The organism is Alkalicoccus luteus (assembly GCF_012034335.1).
Classification (GTDB): Bacteria; Bacillota; Bacilli; order Bacillales; family Salisediminibacteriaceae; genus Alkalicoccus; species Alkalicoccus luteus_A.
Genome location: NZ_JAATHJ010000017.1, coordinates 38660 through 60103, shown reverse-complemented (window position 1 = coordinate 60103; position 21444 = coordinate 38660). Strand labels below are relative to the sequence as shown.

General features: G+C 47.9%; 24 protein-coding genes. All 24 read right to left on the bottom strand.

Features of this window, described 5'->3' with window-relative positions; all coding sequences use genetic code 11:
• Positions 1–30: 30 nt before the first annotated feature.
• Positions 31–1317, bottom strand: coding sequence for a 3-phosphoshikimate 1-carboxyvinyltransferase (aroA, locus tag HCN83_RS11545; RefSeq protein WP_168007450.1), 1287 nt, complete (start codon positions 1315–1317; stop codon positions 31–33).
• 15 nt (positions 1318–1332) lie between these two features.
• Entirely contained in the window at positions 1333–2433 is a 1101-nt protein-coding gene (locus tag HCN83_RS11540) for a prephenate dehydrogenase (RefSeq protein ID WP_168007448.1), read from the bottom strand.
• The gene (hisC, locus tag HCN83_RS11535) at positions 2426–3526 is read right to left on the bottom strand and encodes a histidinol-phosphate transaminase (protein WP_168007446.1); all 1101 of its coding nucleotides are present in this window, start codon (positions 3524–3526) and stop codon (positions 2426–2428) included. The genes HCN83_RS11540 and hisC overlap by 8 nt, the downstream gene beginning before the upstream one ends.
• Positions 3527–3532: 6 nt before the next feature.
• On the bottom strand, positions 3533–4342 hold the full coding sequence (gene trpA, locus HCN83_RS11530; RefSeq protein ID WP_168007444.1) for a tryptophan synthase subunit alpha: 810 nt from the start codon (positions 4340–4342) through the stop codon (positions 3533–3535).
• Positions 4339–6162 carry a tryptophan synthase subunit beta gene (gene trpB, locus HCN83_RS11525; RefSeq protein ID WP_205774610.1) on the bottom strand — a complete coding sequence of 608 codons (1824 nt, stop codon included), beginning with the start codon at positions 6160–6162 and terminating at the stop codon, positions 4339–4341. Before trpB ends, trpA begins: the two co-directional genes overlap by 4 nt.
• On the bottom strand, positions 6159–6920 hold the full coding sequence (gene trpC, locus HCN83_RS11520; protein WP_168007467.1) for an indole-3-glycerol phosphate synthase TrpC: 762 nt from the start codon (positions 6918–6920) through the stop codon (positions 6159–6161). The genes trpB and trpC overlap by 4 nt, the downstream gene beginning before the upstream one ends.
• A 2-nt stretch (positions 6921–6922) precedes the next feature.
• Positions 6923–7927: an anthranilate phosphoribosyltransferase gene (gene trpD, locus HCN83_RS11515; protein ID WP_168007442.1), complete on the bottom strand. Its 1005-nt coding sequence runs from the start codon at positions 7925–7927 to the stop codon at positions 6923–6925.
• A complete protein-coding gene (trpE, locus tag HCN83_RS11510; RefSeq protein ID WP_168007440.1) occupies positions 7905–9425 on the bottom strand; it encodes an anthranilate synthase component I in 1521 nt (506 codons plus the stop codon). Before trpE ends, trpD begins: the two co-directional genes overlap by 23 nt.
• 210 nt (positions 9426–9635) lie before the next feature.
• The gene (aroH, locus tag HCN83_RS11505) at positions 9636–10013 is read right to left on the bottom strand and encodes a chorismate mutase (protein ID WP_168007438.1); all 378 of its coding nucleotides are present in this window, start codon (positions 10011–10013) and stop codon (positions 9636–9638) included.
• Positions 10006–11088: a 3-dehydroquinate synthase gene (gene aroB / locus HCN83_RS11500; RefSeq protein WP_168007436.1), complete on the bottom strand. Its 1083-nt coding sequence runs from the start codon at positions 11086–11088 to the stop codon at positions 10006–10008. The genes aroH and aroB overlap by 8 nt, the downstream gene beginning before the upstream one ends.
• Positions 11089–12261, bottom strand: a complete 1173-nt coding sequence (gene aroC / locus HCN83_RS11495; RefSeq protein ID WP_168007434.1) for a chorismate synthase — start codon at positions 12259–12261, stop codon at positions 11089–11091.
• 152 nt (positions 12262–12413) lie between these two features.
• Positions 12414–12560 (bottom strand): hypothetical protein, encoded by a 147-nt coding sequence (locus HCN83_RS11490; RefSeq protein ID WP_168007432.1) that lies wholly within the window; start codon positions 12558–12560, stop codon positions 12414–12416.
• A 33-nt stretch (positions 12561–12593) separates the two neighbouring features.
• Complete coding sequence (locus HCN83_RS11485; protein ID WP_168007430.1) at positions 12594–13361, bottom strand: CheR family methyltransferase; 768 nt, start codon at positions 13359–13361, stop codon at positions 12594–12596.
• Between the two features lie 349 nt (positions 13362–13710).
• On the bottom strand, positions 13711–14145 hold the full coding sequence (ndk, locus tag HCN83_RS11480; RefSeq protein WP_168007428.1) for a nucleoside-diphosphate kinase: 435 nt from the start codon (positions 14143–14145) through the stop codon (positions 13711–13713).
• Positions 14146–14279: 134 nt separating this feature from the next.
• Positions 14280–15248 carry a polyprenyl synthetase family protein gene (locus HCN83_RS11475; RefSeq protein ID WP_168007426.1) on the bottom strand — a complete coding sequence of 323 codons (969 nt, stop codon included), beginning with the start codon at positions 15246–15248 and terminating at the stop codon, positions 14280–14282.
• Positions 15245–16099, bottom strand: a complete 855-nt coding sequence (locus tag HCN83_RS11470; RefSeq protein WP_168007424.1) for a menaquinone biosynthetic enzyme MqnA/MqnD family protein — start codon at positions 16097–16099, stop codon at positions 15245–15247. The genes HCN83_RS11475 and HCN83_RS11470 overlap by 4 nt, the downstream gene beginning before the upstream one ends.
• A gap of 26 nt (positions 16100–16125) precedes the next feature.
• Positions 16126–16992, bottom strand: a complete 867-nt coding sequence (locus HCN83_RS11465) for a UbiA-like polyprenyltransferase (protein WP_168007423.1) — start codon at positions 16990–16992, stop codon at positions 16126–16128.
• A complete protein-coding gene (locus HCN83_RS11460) occupies positions 16979–17704 on the bottom strand; it encodes a demethylmenaquinone methyltransferase (protein ID WP_168007421.1) in 726 nt (241 codons plus the stop codon). The genes HCN83_RS11465 and HCN83_RS11460 overlap by 14 nt, the downstream gene beginning before the upstream one ends.
• An 11-nt stretch (positions 17705–17715) precedes the next feature.
• Positions 17716–18435 (bottom strand): heptaprenyl diphosphate synthase component 1, encoded by a 720-nt coding sequence (locus HCN83_RS11455; RefSeq protein WP_168007419.1) that lies wholly within the window; start codon positions 18433–18435, stop codon positions 17716–17718.
• A 231-nt stretch (positions 18436–18666) separates the two neighbouring features.
• A complete protein-coding gene (gene mtrB, locus HCN83_RS11450) occupies positions 18667–18888 on the bottom strand; it encodes a trp RNA-binding attenuation protein MtrB (RefSeq protein WP_168007417.1) in 222 nt (73 codons plus the stop codon).
• A gap of 27 nt (positions 18889–18915) precedes the next feature.
• Positions 18916–19482, bottom strand: a complete 567-nt coding sequence (folE, locus tag HCN83_RS11445; RefSeq protein WP_168007415.1) for a GTP cyclohydrolase I FolE — start codon at positions 19480–19482, stop codon at positions 18916–18918.
• Between the two features lie 263 nt (positions 19483–19745).
• Positions 19746–20018, bottom strand: a complete 273-nt coding sequence (locus HCN83_RS11440) for an HU family DNA-binding protein (protein ID WP_168007413.1) — start codon at positions 20016–20018, stop codon at positions 19746–19748.
• 224 nt (positions 20019–20242) lie between these two features.
• Positions 20243–20962, bottom strand: coding sequence for a hypothetical protein (locus HCN83_RS11435; RefSeq protein ID WP_168007411.1), 720 nt, complete (start codon positions 20960–20962; stop codon positions 20243–20245).
• Positions 20963–20987: 25 nt separating this feature from the next.
• A complete protein-coding gene (locus HCN83_RS11430) occupies positions 20988–21167 on the bottom strand; it encodes a DUF2768 domain-containing protein (protein ID WP_343033721.1) in 180 nt (59 codons plus the stop codon).
• Positions 21168–21444: the final 277 nt, after the last annotated feature.

Sequence of the window (21444 nt, the reverse complement as noted above, 5' to 3'; positions counted from 1 at the left end):
ACATTTCGACCGCCTTTTCATCTATCTGCCTTACATTAATGTTTGCAAGTCTTCAAAAAAACCAGGATACGAAACAGCTACAGCGTCGGTATCCTTAACGGTTACTTCACCGTCGGCCACTAGTCCGGCAAGTGCCATCGTCATGCCGATACGATGATCATGATAGCTTTCTACTATGCCGCCTGTCAAGCCTGTCCCCCCATTTATTCTCATCCCGTCTTCTGTCGCACTGCAGGAAGCCCCAAGCAGGTTAAGCTGATCCACCACTGTATCGATCCGGTTCGTTTCTTTCACTTTAAGTTCGGCAGCATCCCGAATAACAGTTTCTCCTTCAGCAAATACGGCTGCAAGGGCCAGTGCCGGCACTTCATCAATCAATCTCGGAATATCGCTTCCTGATACTTCTGTTGCTTGAAGCGGCGCATAATTCACCTGAATGTCCGCCACCGGCTCTCCCCCTTCGATCCGCTCTTGATGAAGGCTGATATCGGCTCCCATTCGTTTTAATACGTCGATTATTCCTGTCCGGGTTGGATTAATCCCGGTATTTTCCAGCGTCACGCTGCTACCTGGAATAATAGATGCTGCTACCATCATAAATGCAGCTGAAGAAATATCTCCTGGCACGTGAATATCAGCAGCTTTCAATTTCTGTCCGCCTGTAAGTGAGACGCTGGTGTTGTTTTGTTCCAGCTGAACACCAAATGCTTTAAGCATCCTCTCCGTATGATCCCTGGAGACGTGAGGTTCCGTCACTGTTGTACGGCCGTCCGCCTGAAGACCTGCCAGCAATATGGCAGATTTCACCTGCGCGCTTGCTACGGGAGACATGTAATGAATACCGGTCAAACCGCCTCCGCGAATGGAAATAGGCGTCAGTCGGCCTTTGTCTCTTCCATCAATAACAGCATTCATCATTTTTAACGGTCCCGTTACTCTCGACATAGGGCGCTTTGCAATCGAATCGTCTCCTGCCAGCACAGAAAAGATCGGCTCCCCGGCCAGAATGCCGCTCAAAAGCCTGATCGTTGTTCCGGAATTACCGACATCAAGCAGCGCATCCGGTTCAGAAAAACCGCCTTCCGGTCTCCCTTCTACCACTACTTCATGTTGGTTTTCGGTTATGGTAACACCGAGCTGACGCATGCATCTGATCGTACTCAGGCAGTCCTGCCCCCGTAAAAAACCGGTGATGGTCGTAGTCCCTTCTGCAAGCGAAGCAAACATCACCGCCCGATGGCTTATTGATTTATCTCCTGGTACCCGGATCGTTCCTGTCAGCGGACCGTTCGCGGGACTGATTGTTTCCTGCATCATAGCTGTATCTCCTCTCTACGGGGCTTCATACGTCTCATACATATGTTCTTCCAGCACCTGCTTGGCATAGATCAGATCACTTTCCGATCTGAATGAAAGACGAAGTACGCCCATAATTCCTTCTCGCGCTTCAATAATCCGAATGTTGGTGATGCTTATATTTTGAACAGCAAGAAGGCCGGTGACATCTGAAATAACCCCGGGATGGTCCGGGATATCAACAAACAGGTCATAAAAAGGCAGCATGGCGCCTTTCTGCCTCGACGGAAGTTTATCACGTGATGATTTTGCGCGTTCAAAAAAGGCATAAATCCCTTCTGAATCGTCCTCCCGAAGAAGCTGTTCAATGCCATGAAGTCTATTTTTCCAGCTTTCCAGCATCGGCAGCAGCGTCTCTTTATTGTGCACGAGAATATCCCGCCACATCGTCGGAGAAGCAGAAGCAATTCTCGTTATATCTCGGAAACCGCCTGCAGCAAGCTGCTGAACGAGCGGTTCTTCTTTTCCCGCTTCTTCTACTTCGTGTACGAGCGCTGACGCAATAATATGCGGAAGATGACTGATCAGTCCGGCATAGCGGTCATGATCTGCAGCTTCAAGCCGCAAAAACTTAGCTTTCGTTCCCCGCAGTAAATTTTGCAGCTTAATAAGCATGGAATCGGTAACATCCGGTCCCGGCGTCAATACATAAAACGCATTTTCAAACAGCCTTTCTCTTGAGGCCTCTACACCTGATTTATGCGAACCAGCCATCGGATGTCCCCCGATAAAAATCGCGCCGCTTCCAGCAAATACACAAGCTTTTTCGACTACAGACTGCTTCGTGCTGCCCACATCGGTGATCACTGCCCCTTCTTTCAGCGAAAGGCCAGCGAGCTCATCCATCACGGTGAGAGAACTTTCAACCGGTGCAGCAATAATAATAAAATCAGCTTCTTCAGCACCAGCAAGCGAGTCGGCAGCGTGGTCAATAATCTGAAGGCTGGACGCCAGCTTCATGGCTTTTTCATTCAAATCAAATCCGATGATTTCAGCTTTTGGATGACCTGCTTTTACTGCAAGTGCAAGCGATCCTCCAATCAAGCCAAGCCCTGCTATAAAGATTTTTTTAGTCAACTCCTGCCTCCTCCTGCCGAAGTGCAAGCAGTTCTTCCTGAATCCGGTCGTTATCTTCCGGTCTGCCGAATGTAATTCTTACGTGACGCGGAAAGCCCAGCGCCTCACCGTTACGGACGATAAATCCATTGCGCTGCAGGTGATCAAAAACGTCGCCTCCGGGAAGATCCACGCTCATTAAAATAAAGTTTGCCTGGCTTGGGTAATAATGAAATCCGTTTTCCTCACAAAACTGTTCGAACTTTCGCTTCTCTGCTGAATTACTGCTCACACAGCGATCCAAAAACTGAACATCTTTCAATGCCGCGAGCGCTCCTGCCTGAGCAGCGCTGTTCGTGTTGAACGGCTCTCTTCCCGGTTCAACAGCAGCGATCAGTTCTACATTGCCGACACCGTAGCCTACCCGAAGAGATGCAATTCCGTATGCCTTGGAAAACGTGCGCAGTACAAGAAGATTCGGGTATTCATCGATCATGGAGAGTGTATCCGGATAATCATCCGTATCTACATATTCTTTGTATGCCTCGTCGCTGACAACGATGACGTCTTCCGGAATCTGCTTCATGAATGCTCGAAATTCATCAGCACCAGTATGCGTGCCTGACGGGTTATTCGGATTGCAGACGAAGACGATTTTAGTACGGCTGTCCACTTCTGATGCCATTGCCTGTAAATCATGAAAGCCCTCTTGCAAAGGTACTTCCTTTACCTCTGCACCTTCTATAACAGCGTTATGGCGGTATTGAGGGAAGGTCGGCCAAGCTGTAACAATATTGTCCCCATGCTCCAGCACTGCCCGGCACAGAATCAGAATAACTTCATCTGACCCGTTGCCGAACAGCAGCTGATTGTCCTGTACGCCAAGCCGGGAAGCAGTTTCTTTTCGAAGGGCGCGAGCTGCACCATCAGGATAGACAGCAACATTTACAAGCGACTCTGTTACCGCCTTGGCTACTTCCGGGGAAGCCCCATACGGGTTTTCATTTGAAGCGAGTTTTACGACCCGCTCCAGACCTAATTCTTCCCGGACTTGCTCAGGTGTTTTTCCGGGCTGGTAGGGCTTCAATCCTCTGACGGATGGTTTTACCTGCATTGCTTATCATCCCTTCTGCTTTGACGTTAGCTCGTCAACAAATGCTTCAATTTCGCGAAGTGCTTCTTCGCGGGTTGAGCGATTTTCCAGTTTTTCGGCTCTCTCACTGATACAGCGCACGAGAGCACTTCCAACGATGACACCATCTGCGATCGAGTGGAAAAAAGCAACATGCTCCGGTTTTGAGATGCCAAATCCAGCTAGAACCGGAACTTCGGCCGCTTCACGGACTTCCTCAATTGATTTTTGAAGGTTCTCCGAGAAGTTTTCTCTCGTCCCAGTCACTCCGAGTGATGTGACATAATAAATGAATCCGTCCCCTTCACGGCTGATTTTTTTCATTCTCGTTCTGGAACTTGGTGCTACGAGGCTGATGAGGGATAAACCTCTCTCCTTAGCCGCTTCCCGAAGCGGACCGCTCTCTTCAAATGGAAGGTCCGGAATGAGAATACCATCCATTCCAGCCTCCTGCATGCGATCCAGTACGTTATCGATCCCAGCCGAAAGAACGGGATTGATGTACGTAAATAAAATCATCGGAATAGACAGGCCTCTTTCCCTTGCTTCTTTTGCACCTTCAAGTGCTTTGGACAGACTTGCACCTCTGGCTCGGGCATAGTCACCGGCTGACTGAATAACCGGTCCATCTGCCAGCGGATCGCTGAAGGGAACACCCCACTCAAGCGCTGCTGCTCCTGCACGTTCCAGCATAAGTGCGATCTCAACAGACGATTCATAGTCTGGATGTCCGCTCATGATATAAGGTACAAATCGTTTTTCAGCATGCAGAAATGCATCTTGCTTTAATCTGTTCATGACGGATCCTCCTCAAACGCCTGCCTGATCGTATTCACATCTTTATCTCCTCTGCCTGAGAGGGATACAAGAATAGACTCACCCTGCTTCATCTCAGGAGCTAGTTTCTTCACATAAGCGAGAGCATGCGCCGTTTCGATTGCCGGAAGAATGCCTTCCAGTTCGCACAAGTCTTTTAATGCTTCCATCGCTTCATCGTCTGATACAGGTACATAATTCACTCTGCCTATGTCTTTCAGGTGAGCGTGCTCCGGACCGATACCCGGATAATCGAGTCCAGCAGAAATGGAATAAGGTTCTGTAATGTTGCCATATTCATCCTGAAGCAAGTACGACATCGATCCGTGCAACACTCCTTTTCGTCCACGTGCCAGTGTGGCGGCATGCTGATCTGTATCAACACCGCGGCCGGCAGCCTCTACGCCTGTCAGGCTCACCCCATCGTCATTAATAAAAGGATAAAACATGCCCATTGCGTTGCTTCCGCCGCCTACACATGCGACAACATGATCGGGAAGCTTTCCTGTTGATTCCAGCATCTGTCTGCGGCTCTCTTCTCCAATGACGCTTTGGAAATGCCGGACCATTTCCGGATAAGGATGGGGTCCGACTGCACTGCCGATCAGGTAAAAGGTGTCTTCTACATGTGCAACCCAATGCTTAATCGCTTCATTCGTGGCATCTTTCAACGTCATGCCGCCGGACGTTACTTCTATCACTTCTGCCCCGAGCAGCTTCATGCGAAATACATTCAGCTCCTGCCGTTTAATATCTTCCCGGCCCATAAATACCTTGCAGGATAGTCCGAATCTGGCTGCAGCAGTAGCGGAGGCAACCCCGTGCTGGCCGGCACCGGTTTCTGCAATAATCTGAGTCTTACCCATTCGTTTGGCCAGAAGAGCCTGAGCAATCGCATTATTAATTTTATGAGCGCCTGTATGGTTTAAATCTTCCCGCTTTAAATAAATATCCGCTCCGCCGTAAGTTCCAGAAAGGCGGGCAGCATATGTCAGTCCGGTCGGTCTTCCTGAATAGGAGTGCAGCTCTTGATGCAGCTCTTTTAAATAATTTTCGTCAGCTGCGGTTTTCCTGAATGATTCTTCAAGCTCTTCAAGCGCGAACATTAACGTCTCCGGCACATATCTGCCGCCGTAGTCTCCAAAGCGGCCCAGTTCATCCGGAGCCTGATAATGGTTTTTCACAGTTCGAACCATGCTGATCATCTTCCTTTCATCATTTTGACCATTTGTTTCTATTCCGGAGGACACATCGATGCCATGCGGCTTGTATTCAGCCAGTTCCGCAGCATTCTCCGGATTAACGCCGCCGGCAATGAAAGCTGGAACACCCTGGAAGTCTGCTTCCTGTATATACTCAGGAACTGCATTCCAGTCAAACTTCGCGCCTGTCCCGCCCCACGCTCCGGCTGTTTTCGTATCAATCACATATCCGTCGGCAACGTCACGGTAACGCTTCATCTTCATCAGCCCGTCTTCAGCATGATGAATCGTCTTCCAGATTTGACACCCTGTTTTCTGCTTCAGTTCAGCTGCATAGTCAGCAGATTCTGTTCCATGCAGTTGAATGACCTCCAAGCCCGCTTTTACCGCTTTCGCTGCGCAATGATCGAGGTCTTCGTTTACAAACACTCCGACCGGCTTAGCGGATGACAGAGGGGACCCTGCTATCCACCGGGCCACGTCATCCGGATCTGCTTTACGCGGGCTGTCAGCAAAAATAAAGCCGATAAAGTCAGGTCCTGCAGCAACAGCCTTTTGATAATCCAGTTCATGACGTGTCCCGCAAAATTTAAGCATCATTGCAGTTCACCAAATAACGATCGAATGAAGGCCGTCCGGTCCCTGCTTTTCATCAGGCTTTCGCCGATTAAGAGACCGTCAGCTCCGGCTTCATACAATCGTTTTACATCCTGAGCCGTATGAATACCGCTCTCGCTGATAAACATCGTCGATTCCGGGATCATCGGCCGCAGCCGTTCGGACACACTTAAATCAGTGTGAAACGTTCGCAGGTCCCGGTTATTCACCCCTATCATATCAGGCTGAGAGGCTCGCAGCACCTTTTCCAATTCCGTCTCGTCATGGACTTCTACTAATGATTCCATGCCTCGTTCACGTGCATGCTGAGAAAACTCTTTAAGTTGCGCTTCCTCCAGACAGGCTGCAATCAGCAGAATTGCGTCAGCCCCGATTAAATCAGCTTCTTCAATTTGCAGATGATCAATTATAAAATCCTTTCGCAGCACAGGCAGAGAGACTTGATTTCTGATGCTCGTCAGATAACGATTGTTTCCCTGGAAAAAGTCCCGGTCTGTCAATACCGAAATCGCTCCGGCTCCAGAAGCTTCATAGTCGCGTGCTGTTCCTTCCGGGTCAAACCGTTCAGCAATGAGTCCTTTTGAAGGAGACGCTTTTTTTACTTCTGCAATCACACCAAGCGGCAGCCTTCCCGATGCAAGCGATTGAGACATGGATCGTTTAGGACCGTCAATTTGTCTTTCCGGAAGAACGGTTGCTTTTACTTCATCATGTTTTCTTGCCACGATTGTATCGAGTATCGTCATACCGCACCTGCTCCTTTTCTGCGCAGCAGCTCCAGCTGCCTGTAGGCTGATTGATTCAAAGCCTTCTCAGCTTCCTTTACGCCGTCCTTAATAGTTGCTGCACGCCCGGCCGTGTACAAAGCAGCTCCTGCATTCAAGAGCAGCAGAACCTTCGCGTCTTCAGGGCCATCATTTTGAAATAATGCTTCAATCAGAGCACCGCTTTCGCGGGCGTCGTTTACGAGCGCTCCTTTCAAGGGGAGCGTTCTCAGCCCGGCATCTTCCGGTGAATAAGTGTATTCACGCAGTTCGCCGTTTCGAAGCTCGATCACGTCTGTCGCTGCAGCTGCTGAGAATTCATCAAGCCCGTCCCTTGCGTGCACAAACAGAGCGCGGTCAATTGGCAGATTTAAAGAAGCTTCGGCCATTTTTCTTGCAGCTTCCAGGCTGTACGCACCAATCACCCGCACGCGGGCTCCGGCTGGATTCGTCAGCGGGCCGAGCACATTAAAAATAGTTCGCTGCCCGAGCGCCTGCCGGACCGGCGCAACATGCTTCATAGCTGAATGATAGCGCGGGGCAAAAAAGAAGCTCATTCCGTTTTCGTTCAGACTTTGCAGGCATTCATCCGGACTGCTTTCGACAGGAATTCCGAGGGTTTCAAGCACATCTGCGCTTCCAGATTTAGAGGAAACGCTGCGGTTGCCGTGCTTGGCAACTTTCACACCAAGGGAACTGACGAGCAGCGCTGCTGCAGTTGACACATTGTACGTTCCGCTGCCGTCTCCTCCTGTACCGCACGTATCAATCACGTCAAATTCAGCTGTCACTTTTTGTGACTTCTCAATCATTGCCTCAGCAAAGCCGGTGATTTCAGGTACCGTCTCTCCCCGGTAAGCCATGATCGAAAGAAGACCCGCTGTCACTTCCGGGGACAGATTCCCTTCCATCATTTGAAGCGCCGTATCCCTTGCCTCATCTCTGCTCATAGTTTCTCCTCTAATGACTCTGCTGAACGTCATGACTGATGACCCCCTCTTTCTGCTTTCTCTGCTCTGCAAGTTTGACGGCATAAAGCAGTGCACTGGCCTTGCTTCGGGTTTCTTCCCATTCATTTTCCGGAACAGAGTCCTGCACAATTCCGGCGCCTGCCTGTACATAGACTGTACCTTTTTTCAAAATCATCGTACGGATTGCGATACATGAATCGATAGCTTTGTTAAAGCCATAGTAGGCAACTGCCCCTGCATACACGCCTCTGCGTTCTTTCTCAAGCTCCTGAATAATTTCCACCGCTCTGACTTTCGGGGCTCCGGATACCGTCCCTGCAGGATGCGTGGCAAGAAGCGCCTCAAACGGATGAACCGACTCCTTCCGTGTACCGGTGACTCGCGTCGTCATATGCATTACATGCGAGAAGTAGGAGATGCTCATCATATCGTGAACACCTACACTTCCATAATCACTTACGCGGCCAATATCGTTTCGGGCAAGATCAACCAGCATCAAATGCTCTGCGCGCTCTTTTTCATCAGCAAGCAAGTCCGCTTCCAGCTCACGGTCTTCCTCATCATTTCTCCCGCGTTTACGGGTTCCTGCAATCGGATGAATTTCCAGCTCCCTGTTTCGGTCCGCTTTAACTAGCCGCTCTGGTGAACTTCCAATTACTTCCTGGTCATGAAACCGGATATAATACAAATAAGGACTTGGATTTACTTTTCGAAGTACACGATATAAAGAAAGACCGTCTGATTCAACCGGCATTTCAAAGCGCTGTGACAGGACCGTCTGAAATACGTCCCCGGCGGCAATGTATTCTTTAATCCGATTCACATCAGCCATGTACTCCTGCTTCGTATAGTTAGAAGCGACTCCGTCGAATAAATCATCTTCTACTTCTTCTTCAACAGGCAGCAGCGGAAGCTGGTCGGCGGCATTGCCAACGGTTGACATTACTTCCCTCATCCGTCCGACAGCTTCATCGAATGCTGCTTCCGGCGAACGGGCAGCATCTGCAAAATGAATAATGGTGAGCGTTTCATCTCTGTGATGATAGGCAAGAATCGTTTGACAGAACATAAACTGTACGTCGTGATCTGCCTCATCCATTTTTCGAATGCCCGGCTCGTAATTTCGAAACCCTTCAAATGAAAGATAGCCGACAGCTCCACCGGGAAAGGGCAGGTCTGGTAAATCAGGTGACGGATCCAGTTCTGAGAAAATACGCTCCCATGCATCGTGGAGCGTCTGCTCCTTCCATACCGTTTTCCTGTTTTGGTCGAGCCTGATAAACGACTCTCCCTCATCTTCCAGATAGCAAAATGGATCCAGACCGATAAACGAGTAGCTGGACCATGGCGAGAGTGGATCTCGGCTCTCCAGAAGAAACGCAGCATTTTTATTAAATTGGTGAAAAAGCTGAACCGGTGTCTTCGTATCAGCTGTTATCGTTGCAGTAAGGGGGATCGTTCGATTTTTGGAAGCTTTGTCCAAAAACGATTCGCGGTTAAAATTAAACACAAAATCACCTCATCTTAAGTCAGATGAAGCCGGAGAGTAGCATGAAGAACATATCCCCCGATGACATTCTGCCGTCAGGGATATGGAATAGGAGGTTATTCATACGTTCAGAACTAAACTCATCTCAGCTAAACTCTTCGGACTCTGCTCCGGCTCTGCTCTGGTCCCTTCGCTTGCGGGACCGCTCATCTCTATTAGCGCTATCCTACGTTATCCTTCATTGTTTGTCAAGGAAAGGTCCGGCCTCAGTGATGCTGCCTTTCCAAGATAGACGTGCTGGATGTCCTTCTGCTTCAAATCCGTTTCCACTGTCACCATCAGCCTGATACAAAGCGGCATCGAACCAGGCACTGGAATTTCCCTTGAACACATCACCGGTACGAACTGATACCCTGCTATGTCCCTAAGCGCCCTGGCTGGGAACGTTGCGTCTATATCTTCTGTGACGGTTACGATGACATGGGCGATTTGTTCCGGGTCCAGTTCATTTCGTAATTCAATTTCTTTCATGAGCCGTTCTGTGTGAACTAAAATTTCTGATTCGGTGTTTTCGTTAACGGTTGCTGCACCTCTGATGCCTCTAATCATCGCTTGTCACCTCTTTCAATGCTTCCTTGACAAGCTCCGTTTCCACTGGAATCAGCTCAGGCATACCGAGCTCTCTAAGCAGTACAAAGCGAAGGTTTCCGGCTTCGGTCTTTTTATCACGTTTCATCCGCTCCAGGAGCTTCTGATGGTCGAAGGAGTGCGGGAGAGCTGTTTGAAAGCCATGATTCTCGAGCAGCTCCTTGACGTTCTCAAGAGGGAGATCAGCCTGAAGCTTGAAACGACTCAGATGCATCGCTGCCAGCATGCCAAGTGCAACAGCTTCTCCATGCGTCCATGTGCCGTAGCCTGCTTCTGCTTCGATTGCATGGCCGAGCGTGTGCCCGAAGTTCAAATAAGCACGGACGCCCGCTTCAAATTCATCCTCTTCAACAATCGAAGCTTTCACCTGAATAGAACGGTACAACAGCTCTTCAAGCGCCTCATCCTGCAAATCGCGTGGATTATTGACGTTGTCGGACAGCCATTCTAAAAATCCGCTGCGGCTGATCAGACTGTGCTTGATAACCTCAGCAAATCCGGAGCGCCATTCCCCTTCCGGGAGCGTCTGCAGCATAGCAGGGTCGTATAAAACCGCGGCAGGCGCATAAAAAGCACCGATCAGATTTTTGCCTGACGGATGGTTGATCCCCGTTTTCCCGCCAACGCTGCTGTCGTGAGCGAGCAGCGTTGTGGGAATTTGAACAAAGGAAACACCTCGCAAAAGCACTGCAGCTGCAAATCCTGCTAAATCTCCAGTGACGCCGCCTCCAAGTGCTGCGACAACGCTTTTACGGTCTGCTCCATGTTCCAGCAGCTCTGTAAGCACGCGTTGCAGCTCCTCGATTGATTTCGATCCTTCTCCCGGCTGAAGAAAGATCACGTGCGGCGGCTGTTGAAAAGAAGAAAGCACATCGTTTAAATAGTGAGATGCTGCATTCTCGTCCGCGATAAGAAAGACGGACGTAGCGTCAGGACATACCTGACGTATTTTCTCTTCCGTGCGAAAGCGGAGGCCGTGCTCAATTTCAACCGGATAACTTCCTCCGCTGTTGATAATGTCCAGCCTCTTGCCCATTTAAAACTCCCTCGCTTCTTTCAAGTAGTTTTCATATGATTGACGAATGTCTTCCATCGTATCTGCTCCGAATTTATCAAGGAATGCGTCTGCAAGCTCCCATGCCACGGCTGCTTCAGCGACTACTGCTGCTGCAGGAACAGCACAGCTGTCAGAGCGTTCAATCGATGCTGTAAATGGCTCTTTAGAGTCTATATCAACGCTTTGAAGCGGCTTGTAAAGCGTAGGAATTGGCTTCATAGCACCGTGGACAACAACCGGCATGCCGTTTGTCATGCCACCTTCAAAGCCACCGAGGCGGTTCGTTCTGCGCTGAAATCCGTTTTCCTCGGAATATGTGATTTCATCATGAACCTCGCTTCCTTTCATTCTCGCAGCTTCAAAGCCTAAGCCGATTTCCACACCTTTGAAAGCATTAATACTCAATACTGATTGTGCAATTTTTCCGTCCAGTTTTCGGTCATAATGAACGAAGCTTCCGAGACCGATCGGCACATTTTCTGCAATTACTTCGACGATACCGCCGATCGAATCGCCATTCTGTTTCGCATCATCTATAGCTGCCTTCATTTTTTCAGAAGCTTCATTATCCATGCAGCGGACTTCTGAAGCTTCCGTTACTTCCTGAAGGGCGTCCACGCTCTCAAATGGAAGCTGCTCAGCTTTTACATCGCCGATTTCCAGAACGTGGCCGGCAAGCCTGATGTTAAACTGTTCCAGAATGACCTGTGCCAGCGCACCTACTGCTACTCTGACTGTCGTTTCCCTTGCACTGGAACGCTCCAGCACATTTCTCATATCTCGGTGCCGGTATTTAATCGCCCCATTCAGATCAGCGTGCCCTGGCCGTGGGCGCGTAATTTTGCGCTTGACTTCCTGCTCTTCTTCTTCTGAAATAGGCTCAGCACCCATGATTTTCGTCCAGTGCGTCCAATCTTTATTTTCTACGACAAGCGTGATCGGAGCCCCTGTTGTCCTGCCGTGCCTTACGCCGCTCAAAATCTGTACCTGATCTTTTTCAATCTGCATTCTGCGGCCGCGGCCGTATCCCTTTTGACGGCGTGCCAGATGCTTATTAATATCTTCAGCCTGCAAAGGCAGCTGGGAAGGCACTCCTTCTACAATCGCTGTAAGTTGTGGACCGTGTGATTCACCTGCTGTTAAAAATCTCATCCAAGATCACCTTCCATTTTCTTTATCGCTTTTATGCGTTAAATTATCTTAGTGTCTATTCTTGCTGATTTTGCGCGTAATTTCAAGAGGATTGCACGATTTTTTCCGAAAAGAACATTTTTTTGTTTATCTTCTCTTTCTATTGTTCCATTTTAACGTTTTTTGCCGGCATGTTCGATTTCTATGCTTTCTCTGTCAGAGCGGTGTTCTTCAGTGGCCGGTTTAAACAACAACAGGAAAAAACCCTCCTGTTCGGGATGGTTTTTTTCCTGCAGACCACTATCAGGTAAGTCATTCATAAGCAGGCTCCTTACTTTATCAGCAGCCGGCTTTCAGCCTTTACGGTAGAAAAAAGTCCCGGCTGATTCCAAACCGAATTTATGAGGGTTAAAAATTTGCTCCGTGCTTCCCACAAACAGAATACCTCCGGGACGTAACGAGTCCGAAAACCGGTTATAGATATCTGCTTTCGCTTCCTCAGTAAAGTATATCATCACGTTTCGGCACACAATCAAATCGATCCCTTTTGGATATGGGTCCTTAAGCAAATTATGCTTGTTAAATGTGACCAGCTTTTTCAGCTGTTCCGATACTTTCCAGCCTCCAGCAGTTTTTAAAAAGTGGGCACTCCGAAGAGCTTGCGGAACTTCACGCAAAGATTTCTCCAAATAAAGCCCCGCGCGCGCTCTGTTCAATATGGATTCGTCCAGATCGGTAGCCAGAATACTGCCATTTAGCTGGAGCTCGTGCAGCAGGATCGACAAGGAGTAAGGTTCTTCGCCGGTAGAACATGCAGCACTCCACAGCTTTATGCGTGATTTGTCCGCTGCCAACTCCGGAAGAATCTGCTTTTGAAGTACGTCCCACCGGCTCCGGTTCCGGAAAAACTCAGATACATTAATCGTCATGCGTTCCAGGAATTCCTGAAACAGCTGTTCATCTGTCCGCAGCGCGTTAAAATAATTCTGAAAGCTCGTAAACCCCCGTTTGTCGCGAAGTGAAGTCAGCCTGCGCTTCATTTGCGCTTCTTTATAAAGTGTTAAATCAATCCCTGTCTTTTTATATACAGCTTCTGTAAATGCAATGTAGTCTGCGCTCATATAATCCCCCATCTTTCCCGCCAGCAGCTTGATATCTTTTATGTAATGCAGGCTTCAATAGTAGTATCGGCATTTTATTGTATCTTTATTATCGCACAGCAGGCATGATTTCAAACAATTGTAGTCAAGCTATGTACATTCGCACGTGTTTACGCATGCTTCATCATATATAGCTCAAAGTTTAGTTCGTTTGCTGCTGAACTATTTTTAAACGACGTTATGTATGCCCGCTCACTATTTGCCTTTTTTAAAGCGTTTAAGCTGCATAGAACATATGCCTTCACGCATAAAAAGCGCCGATGACCTGTTAAACGGTCATCGGCGCCTTTTTATGACTATGTTTATTTTTTTATGAAATAGTCTGAGGTGCTTCTACGAGTTCGTCAGCTGCGAAAAACAGCTTAATTTCCCGATCCGCACTTTCAGACGAATCCGAGCCGTGAATAATGTTTTCCGACTTTTTGATCGCATAGTCTCCACGAATTGTGCCCGGTGCAGCTTCGAGCGGATCAGTGGCACCGATCATTTTACGAGCTTCCGCAATGACACCTTCTCCTTCCAATACCATGGCAAAAACCGGTCCGGAAGTAATAAATGATACAAGCTCACCAAAAAACGGACGCTCTTTGTGCTCACCGTAATGTGTTTCTGCAAGATCGCGCGACATCGTCATCAGCTTAGCTCCGCGAAGAGCATAGCCTTTTTGCTCAAATCGATTCATAATCGCACTTGCAAGCCCGCGGCGCACGCCATCAGGCTTAACCATAACAAATGTTTGTTCCATTTCTGATCATCTCCTGCATACATATTATGTAATTCTATCCTACTATAACAAAAACCGTCGTGCATGACAACGCTTTCAATAAAATAAAATAACGTGCCGGGCAGACTTGTTTTTCTGCCCGGCTAAGAACGTTGTCAGAAGCGCCGACCTCCAATAAAATGTGCAATCCGAACGAGGGCATCTGTGTCTGATCCGGAAAAAGGCTTCAGCATCATCACTGCTTTATGCACGTAGGCATCTGCAAGCTCCCGGGATCTGGCAACCGCAGTTGTGTTTCGAAGTCGTCTGATCACTTCATCCATTGGCAGCTCCGCCCGTTCAGGGTCATTCGTATAGCGGCGGATCATCTGATTTAGCTCTTTATCCTCCTGCATCGCATAGAGAGCAGGAAGCGTTATGTTTCCCTGAATCAGATCACTGCCGGCAGGTTTACCCAGCTCTTTTTCACTGCCGGTAAAGTCCAGAATATCATCTGTGATTTGAAACGCCATTCCTGCGTAATAGCCGTACCATTTCAAAGCCCGTCTTAATGATTCATCTGCTCCGCTGACGACCGCTCCAAGTTCACAGCTCACAGAAATGAGCAGGGCTGTTTTTCTGCGGATGCGTCGCAAATAATCTTTAAGCGACTGATCTGCATTATATTGATCCCGCAGCTGCTCAATTTCTCCAATGCACATTTCCCTCATAGCACGTGACAGGATCGGATGCACATCCAGATACTGGCTCTCCGCTGCTTTCTGAATCGCTTTTGCAAATAAAAAATCACCTGTATACATTGCCGTCCGGTTATCCCATCTTGATTTTATCGTTTCCCTGCCTCTTCTGGTATCCGCATCATCAATGACGTCGTCATGAACGAGCGATGCCATATGAATCAACTCAAGCGGCACTGCCACTTTCTTAATTTCATCGAAATCATACGAGCTGCATTTAGCACTCAGGAGTACAAAGACTGGCCGGATTCGTTTACCGCCTGCCTGAAGAATATGCGAGGATGTCCGTTCCAGTACATCATGATTTGAAACAATTGCAGACTCAATTTCCTTTTCCAGTTTTGCCGCTTCCGGTTTCACGTGCCTGTAAAGTTCTGCGAGCTTCATCGTGATCCCATCCTGTGTCTGTCCGATTCCCAGACTTCTATCTCCGGCTTTTGAGAAATATACTGCTCCTCATAAAGCAACCGGCAGAACAGGTTGAGTCCGTCGAGCTCCTCATCGTTTAACTCGTAGCGCAGATTTTGAAAATACGCTTCCCAGAACGTTGTAGTTAATCCGTGATCAGCGGCTGATTTTTCCGTTAAAGCTTTAAAACCCGTTTCCCTGCAAGCACGAAGACTCCGATGAAGCTGCCGGTGCAGCTCTTCCGTTTTTGAAGGATCATTCTCCGCCTTCTCTCTGCGAACAGCCAGCAGTGCATACGTCATTGGCAGCCCTGTCCAGTCGAACCAGAGCCGACCAAGATCATACTGGTATATCCCTTCTGCGGAGTCTGCTGCTTTAATCGCATCATCACCAATCAGAAGGCAGGCATCATGATTTTTCATCATATAAGTAAAATCAGGTTCTTCTGTCGAATAAACAGGCTGAATCCCTTCACGTCTTTCCAGCAGAAGTTTAAGCAGGTGGACAGACGTGGCCGAGCTCGAGGTCAGCGCAACAGAAGCGTCGTTCAGCTCACCGATAGGACGTTTTGAAAATAGAAAAATAGACCTCACATCGCCTTTCGATGAAACAGAAAGATCTTTTAATATATAGTAAGCGTCGGGATTGGAAGCATATTCAAATGAGCTTATGCCTCCTGCGTCTATCCGTCCGTCACGCATCCGCCCATTCAATTCGGAGGGGATTGATTTCTGAAATGTGAACCCCCGCTGCTCCATAGCAGGCCTGTCCAGGAAATGAAACATCGGCTGAATATTTGTATAGGTGATTTCACCAATTGTAAAAGACATATTACCGTCATCCTTTCAAGGATTCGTCAGGCGAGAATCAGCAGGTCCCCGATCGTAAACACGAGCATGAGCAAACTGATAATACCGTTCATCGTAAAAAACGCTTTGTTTACGTTAGAGAGATCATCTGCAGAAACGAGTGAATGTTCATAAATCATTACCCCGCCCGCAGCAAGTGCACCTGCAATAAAAATCCAGCTTAGCGGCGTAACCAAAGCCAGCAGGAGCAGTGCTGTAAAACTGACCATATGAAAGCTTCGGGAAAACAGGAGCGCTTTGGCAATACCGAATCGGCTTGGAATAGAATGCAGCCCGGCATCACGATCATAATCAGCATCCTGTGTCGCGTATATAATATCGAATCCGGCTGTCCAGAAGGCAACAGCCGTGAAAAGCACAATGGCTTCCCAGGAAAGTACGCCGGTCGCAGCCACCCATCCCCCGAGTGGAGCGAGTGCGATGGTGATGCCCAGAATTACGTGGCAAAGCCAGGTGAAACGCTTTGTGTAAGAATAAAACACAAGAAAAAACACCGCCAGCGGCAGCAGGTATACAGCCAGCATATTCAACTGAAACGCTGCAAAGAACAATACGAAAAAGGAAACTGCAATGAAGATCCATGTTTCCACTTTTGAGATCAGTCCAGCCGGAATAGCACGTTCTTTTGTACGCGGATTTGCTTTATCGATTGAAGCATCAATCACTCTGTTTAAAGACATAGCTGCGCTTCTTGCTCCTATCATAGCGAGAGTTATCCATACCCAGTCCATAACAGAAGGAAAATGACCTAGCACATAGTAGCTGCCGAGCAGAGCACCAAGAAAAGCAAATGGAAGAGCGAAAATGGTGTGCTCAAATTTGATCATTTCCAGTATCACTTTAAGCTTTTTCATGAACGTCTCCCCTTTCTGCTTTATAAGCAAAGTGGGAAGCTGCTGTACCGCCTGAATATGAGCGCACATCTACGCTTGAAAATCCGGCCCTTAGAAACATGCTTTTAAGCTTTTGTTTCGAAGGGAAGTTCCTTGTAGATTCCTGAAGCCATGAATATTCTTCGTATTTTCCTGCGAACAGGCGACCGAAAACCGGCATGATCTTTGAGAAGTAAATCCAGTAAGCGCCGCTTACAAGCGGCTTTTCCGGCTGTGATGTTTCTAGACAGACAGCCGTACCGCCGGGCTTTAACACTCTGTGCATCTCGGACAGCACCGTATCATAATCAGGTACATTGCGGAGACCAAATCCGATGGTTACGAAATCAAACGTTTCATCCTCAAACGGAAGTTCCATGGCATTACCCTGAATCAGTTCCAGAGAGGGAATAGAGGACGTTTTCTGTCTGCCGATATTCAGCATATTTTCGCTGAAATCAAGTCCGTAAACGTGTCCTTCCGGCCCTGCAGCCTCCGCTAATGTGATCGTCCAATCTGCTGTTCCGCAGCAGAGGTCCAGGGCTCGGGCCCCTTTAAATACCTCCATCCGGCGATCGGTATCTCTTCGCCAGGAACGGTGCAGCTGAAAGCTAATAATAGCGTTCATTTTATCGTAATTTCCTGAAATAGATTGAAAAACGTCATGTACCTTTTGTTCTTTAGTCTGGGTCATTCAAATCTCTCCTAATAAGGCATCATCATAAGCCTGCGCGCTTCCTGGCGCATAAATGTCTGTGTACGGCCATCGGCTGCCGGAAGTTCTTTTAATCGCAAAAAGGCTCTGCCCGCAAGTTCGGATCTATCGGACCGGGGCAGTCTGCATGAAAAGAACATTTCTTTATCCTTGTGTTCCTCCTTCAGCAGCTGAAGTAAAAAGAGCTGCTTGAATGCAGGAATTAAGTCGCCGTGCCCGGTATGTGCCGCTGCCGCTGCAGGAATACATGATGCAGCTTCTGCCAGCAGAGAAAGTGTATCAAGTTCATTTTCTGCTTCGAGCGCAGCCATTTTATATTCGTTTATTTTCTGAACCGCGCCTGAGAACAAATTAATATAGTCAATGAGTTTACGTTCAGCAAGAATAGAATAATAGAGACTGCTGTAGTAATCTCCTGAGAGCACAGTAAGCTGACGTTCTTTTCTATGTTTTTCCGAGTGAACAGGCACGCTGTCTATATGGTCATGAGTATCCATCGCGGACTGCACCAGTGAAGCCGCGAGAGCCACTGCATGTTTCTCCTCAGCAAGAAGTGCTGTATCTTCCAGAAGAAGCAAAATAAGCTCAGCCTGCATCACGTTCATGACAGCATCAGGAAGGAATTTCTGAACATAGGAATACGATGCTTCCCTGTAAAAATCCTCAGTGAGTTTATGTAAATTGTTTACGTGATCGTACGTTGCTGTCATGCTCAGAGCCCCCAGATTCGTCATCCGATTGGAAGACGGCGCTTCCATATCTGCTAGTCTAGTATAGCACATACGTTTCTAAACGAGAAAGGATGAGCAATAAGTTTTACTGCAATAATAATAGCCCATTTACTCCCTTTCCGGACTTCGTTCTTTTAACAATTTCTTATTACATAAAAAACTGTACCGGTCCGCAGCGTGCCACGGACCGGTACAGTGAGACAGACACATTCAGTCTTCTCCGCTCGTCATTTCGCCATGAGCCGTCTGTACTTTGGCACGGCCTCTGATTTTAATCGCAGATGTATGTTCGGTAAATTGCGCAATCATCATTTCATTTTTATCCAGCTTCTCCGAATGATGAAAGCGGGTATCCGTACCGCGGGTGAGACCAATAACGTTTACTCCGTTTTCTTCAGCTTTAATGACAATGTAGTCGTTCGACTGTGCCATCAAACCGCCTCCTTCCCGTGAATGTTTTTACTGCTTAATCAGCGCCATAACTTCAGAACGCGCAGCTGCGTCATCACGGAAAGCACCTCGGACAGCGGAAGTAACAGTCATCGAACCAGGCTTTTTAACTCCGCGCATCGTCATGCACATATGCTCTGCCTCAACAATTACAATGACTCCGCGAGGATTCAGTGTCGCAACCATGGAATCAGCGATAGTGGATGTAATTCGCTCCTGCAGCTGTGGACGCTTCGTAACAGCCTCTACCGCACGGGCCAGTTTGCTGAGGCCAGTCACTTGGCCGCCCTGCGGCAAATAGCCGATGTGGGCTTTTCCGAAAAACGGAACGAGGTGATGCTCACACATGGAATAAAACGGGATATCTTTTACAAGCACCAGCTCTTCATGGTCCTCTCCAAACACCGTTTTAAAGTGCTCTTTCGGGTCCTGGTGCAGTCCCTGAAAGACTTCTTCGTACATTCTGGCTACGCGTTTTGGAGTATCTTCAAGCCCTTCTCTGTCCGGATCTTCACCGATGGCTTCGAGTATTAATGTAACTGCCTGTTCAATTTTTGCATGATCTACCTGGCTCATTTATAACAGCCTCCATTTCCTGTTGTCCTCAGCCCTGTGTCCAGCTTACACCCGTTGATTGCCGGTCAACATCCGGCTCAAGCCCGGTTTAGCGGACACTCTGCTTATACATCGTGTATATGCAGCTGAATGTGTTGATAATAGCACAGGGCCGTTCTACCTACAAGAAAACTGGCCCGATACAAAAAAGAATACCCGTTAAGCCCAGGGCCTGACGGGTATTCTCTCATTACATAAGGCAGTTACTATGCTTATGTAATCTATTACTTAACTGCATCTTTAAGAGCCTTACCAGGCTTAAATGCAGGCACGTTGCTGGCCGGGATTTCAATCTCTTCGCCTGTCTGAGGGTTGCGGCCTTTACGGGCAGCACGCTCACGCACTTCGAAGTTACCGAATCCGATCAGCTGTACCTTTTCCTGCTTTTCCAGTGCACCAGTGATGATGTCGAAAACGGCATCTACAGCACCAGTAGCGTCCTTTTTAGAAAGGTCTGCTTTTTCAGCAACCGCATTGATCAGTTCTGTTTTGTTCATGGTATTCACCTCCCTGTAAGGTATACTTACCATTGCTTTAAATCTGAACCATGTGTTAACCCTTAGCACGAAGGGGATAACAAGGCTTATGTTAAACGAAAAACCCTGTGAATTCAACAACTTTCGTGCATTTCATTGTTTTTTTATTATTATTTTGCTAAATATGTAAAATATTTGACAAAAAGACCGGAACCCTTCATACTGCAAGGTTTCCGGTCTCCCGCTTAACTTAACTCTCCCTCGAGAAATTCAGTCCCACCTTCTTCTGTCAACGTAGTCGGAACAGAATAAGCTGGTACAAACGGCGCATGATCAGTTAATAAATCCCGCATATCTTCTCCATACTCATAGCCATCAAGGCCATATTCTTCAGCATAATGCTGAATATCGAGTGAAAAATCGATAACGACATCCCCCTGCGTTGTGTATAGCAGAGGCAGCCTGTGATCGGGATGAAACGGACTCGCTACAGTAGGTTCTTCCTCGTAGCCAAGCGCTTCATAATCAAGCCTAAGCAATTCACTTCCGACAACCTCATCGACGGGAGCATATTGATTTGAACTTCGATAGCTGAAAATCTGCGTTTCCAACTCCTGAATCGTGCGAACAGTCCGAAGATCAATCAGCTTTACTTCCGGCGTCTCTTCAACGTTCATCAGCACATACTGATACGTTCCTCCATTCTCAAATGCATTGGCCGGAGGTTCGTTTAAATATGCCGGAATGAGCTGCGTAAATTGAACCGGGTAACGCCTGTACTGCGGTGTATCTGCTTCACGTGTCGCAATTGGAAGCACACCTGTGTTTTCCTGAAATTGTGTGACAGCATTCTGAACCCTCTCAAGCTGCTCCTCGTTAGGTCCATGCTGGGCATCGCGTTGATCCTGCGGATACAGACAGCCGGTGAGAAGTGCCAGAACTGCCAGAAGAATAACTGCTTTCATAACCATTCCCGCCTTTAAATAGAAATTATTCCGGTACGGGGCCGCTGAATGTTACAAGGAAAACAATCAGACCAGAGACGATAATACAAATAAAGCTTATTGTCAGCAGAGAATACCGGAGAACCCCCCTAAGTTTCTCTTTAGTAAATATAGTTATAATAACAGATACAAACATTAGTCCCATTGCGATAAAAGATACCCACATTTTCATTAAGGGATCCTCAAACATTCTCATTCCCCCTCTTGATTCCATTCTGCATCATTATAGCACAATACTGGTCATTCTGGCTTGACAGAAGACCGCTTACCCTTGTCTGTCGCAGGCGTGTTCAGCATATTGTCACATTTTCTCTGTACCCTGATTTCGTTCATATAAGCAAGACGCAGTATGCTTATTTACATCTGCCAAAATACAAAAAAAGCCTGACGGAGTCGTTGCTCCCGTCAGGCTGGTGACGTATCAAGTAACCTTGTACTTTTTT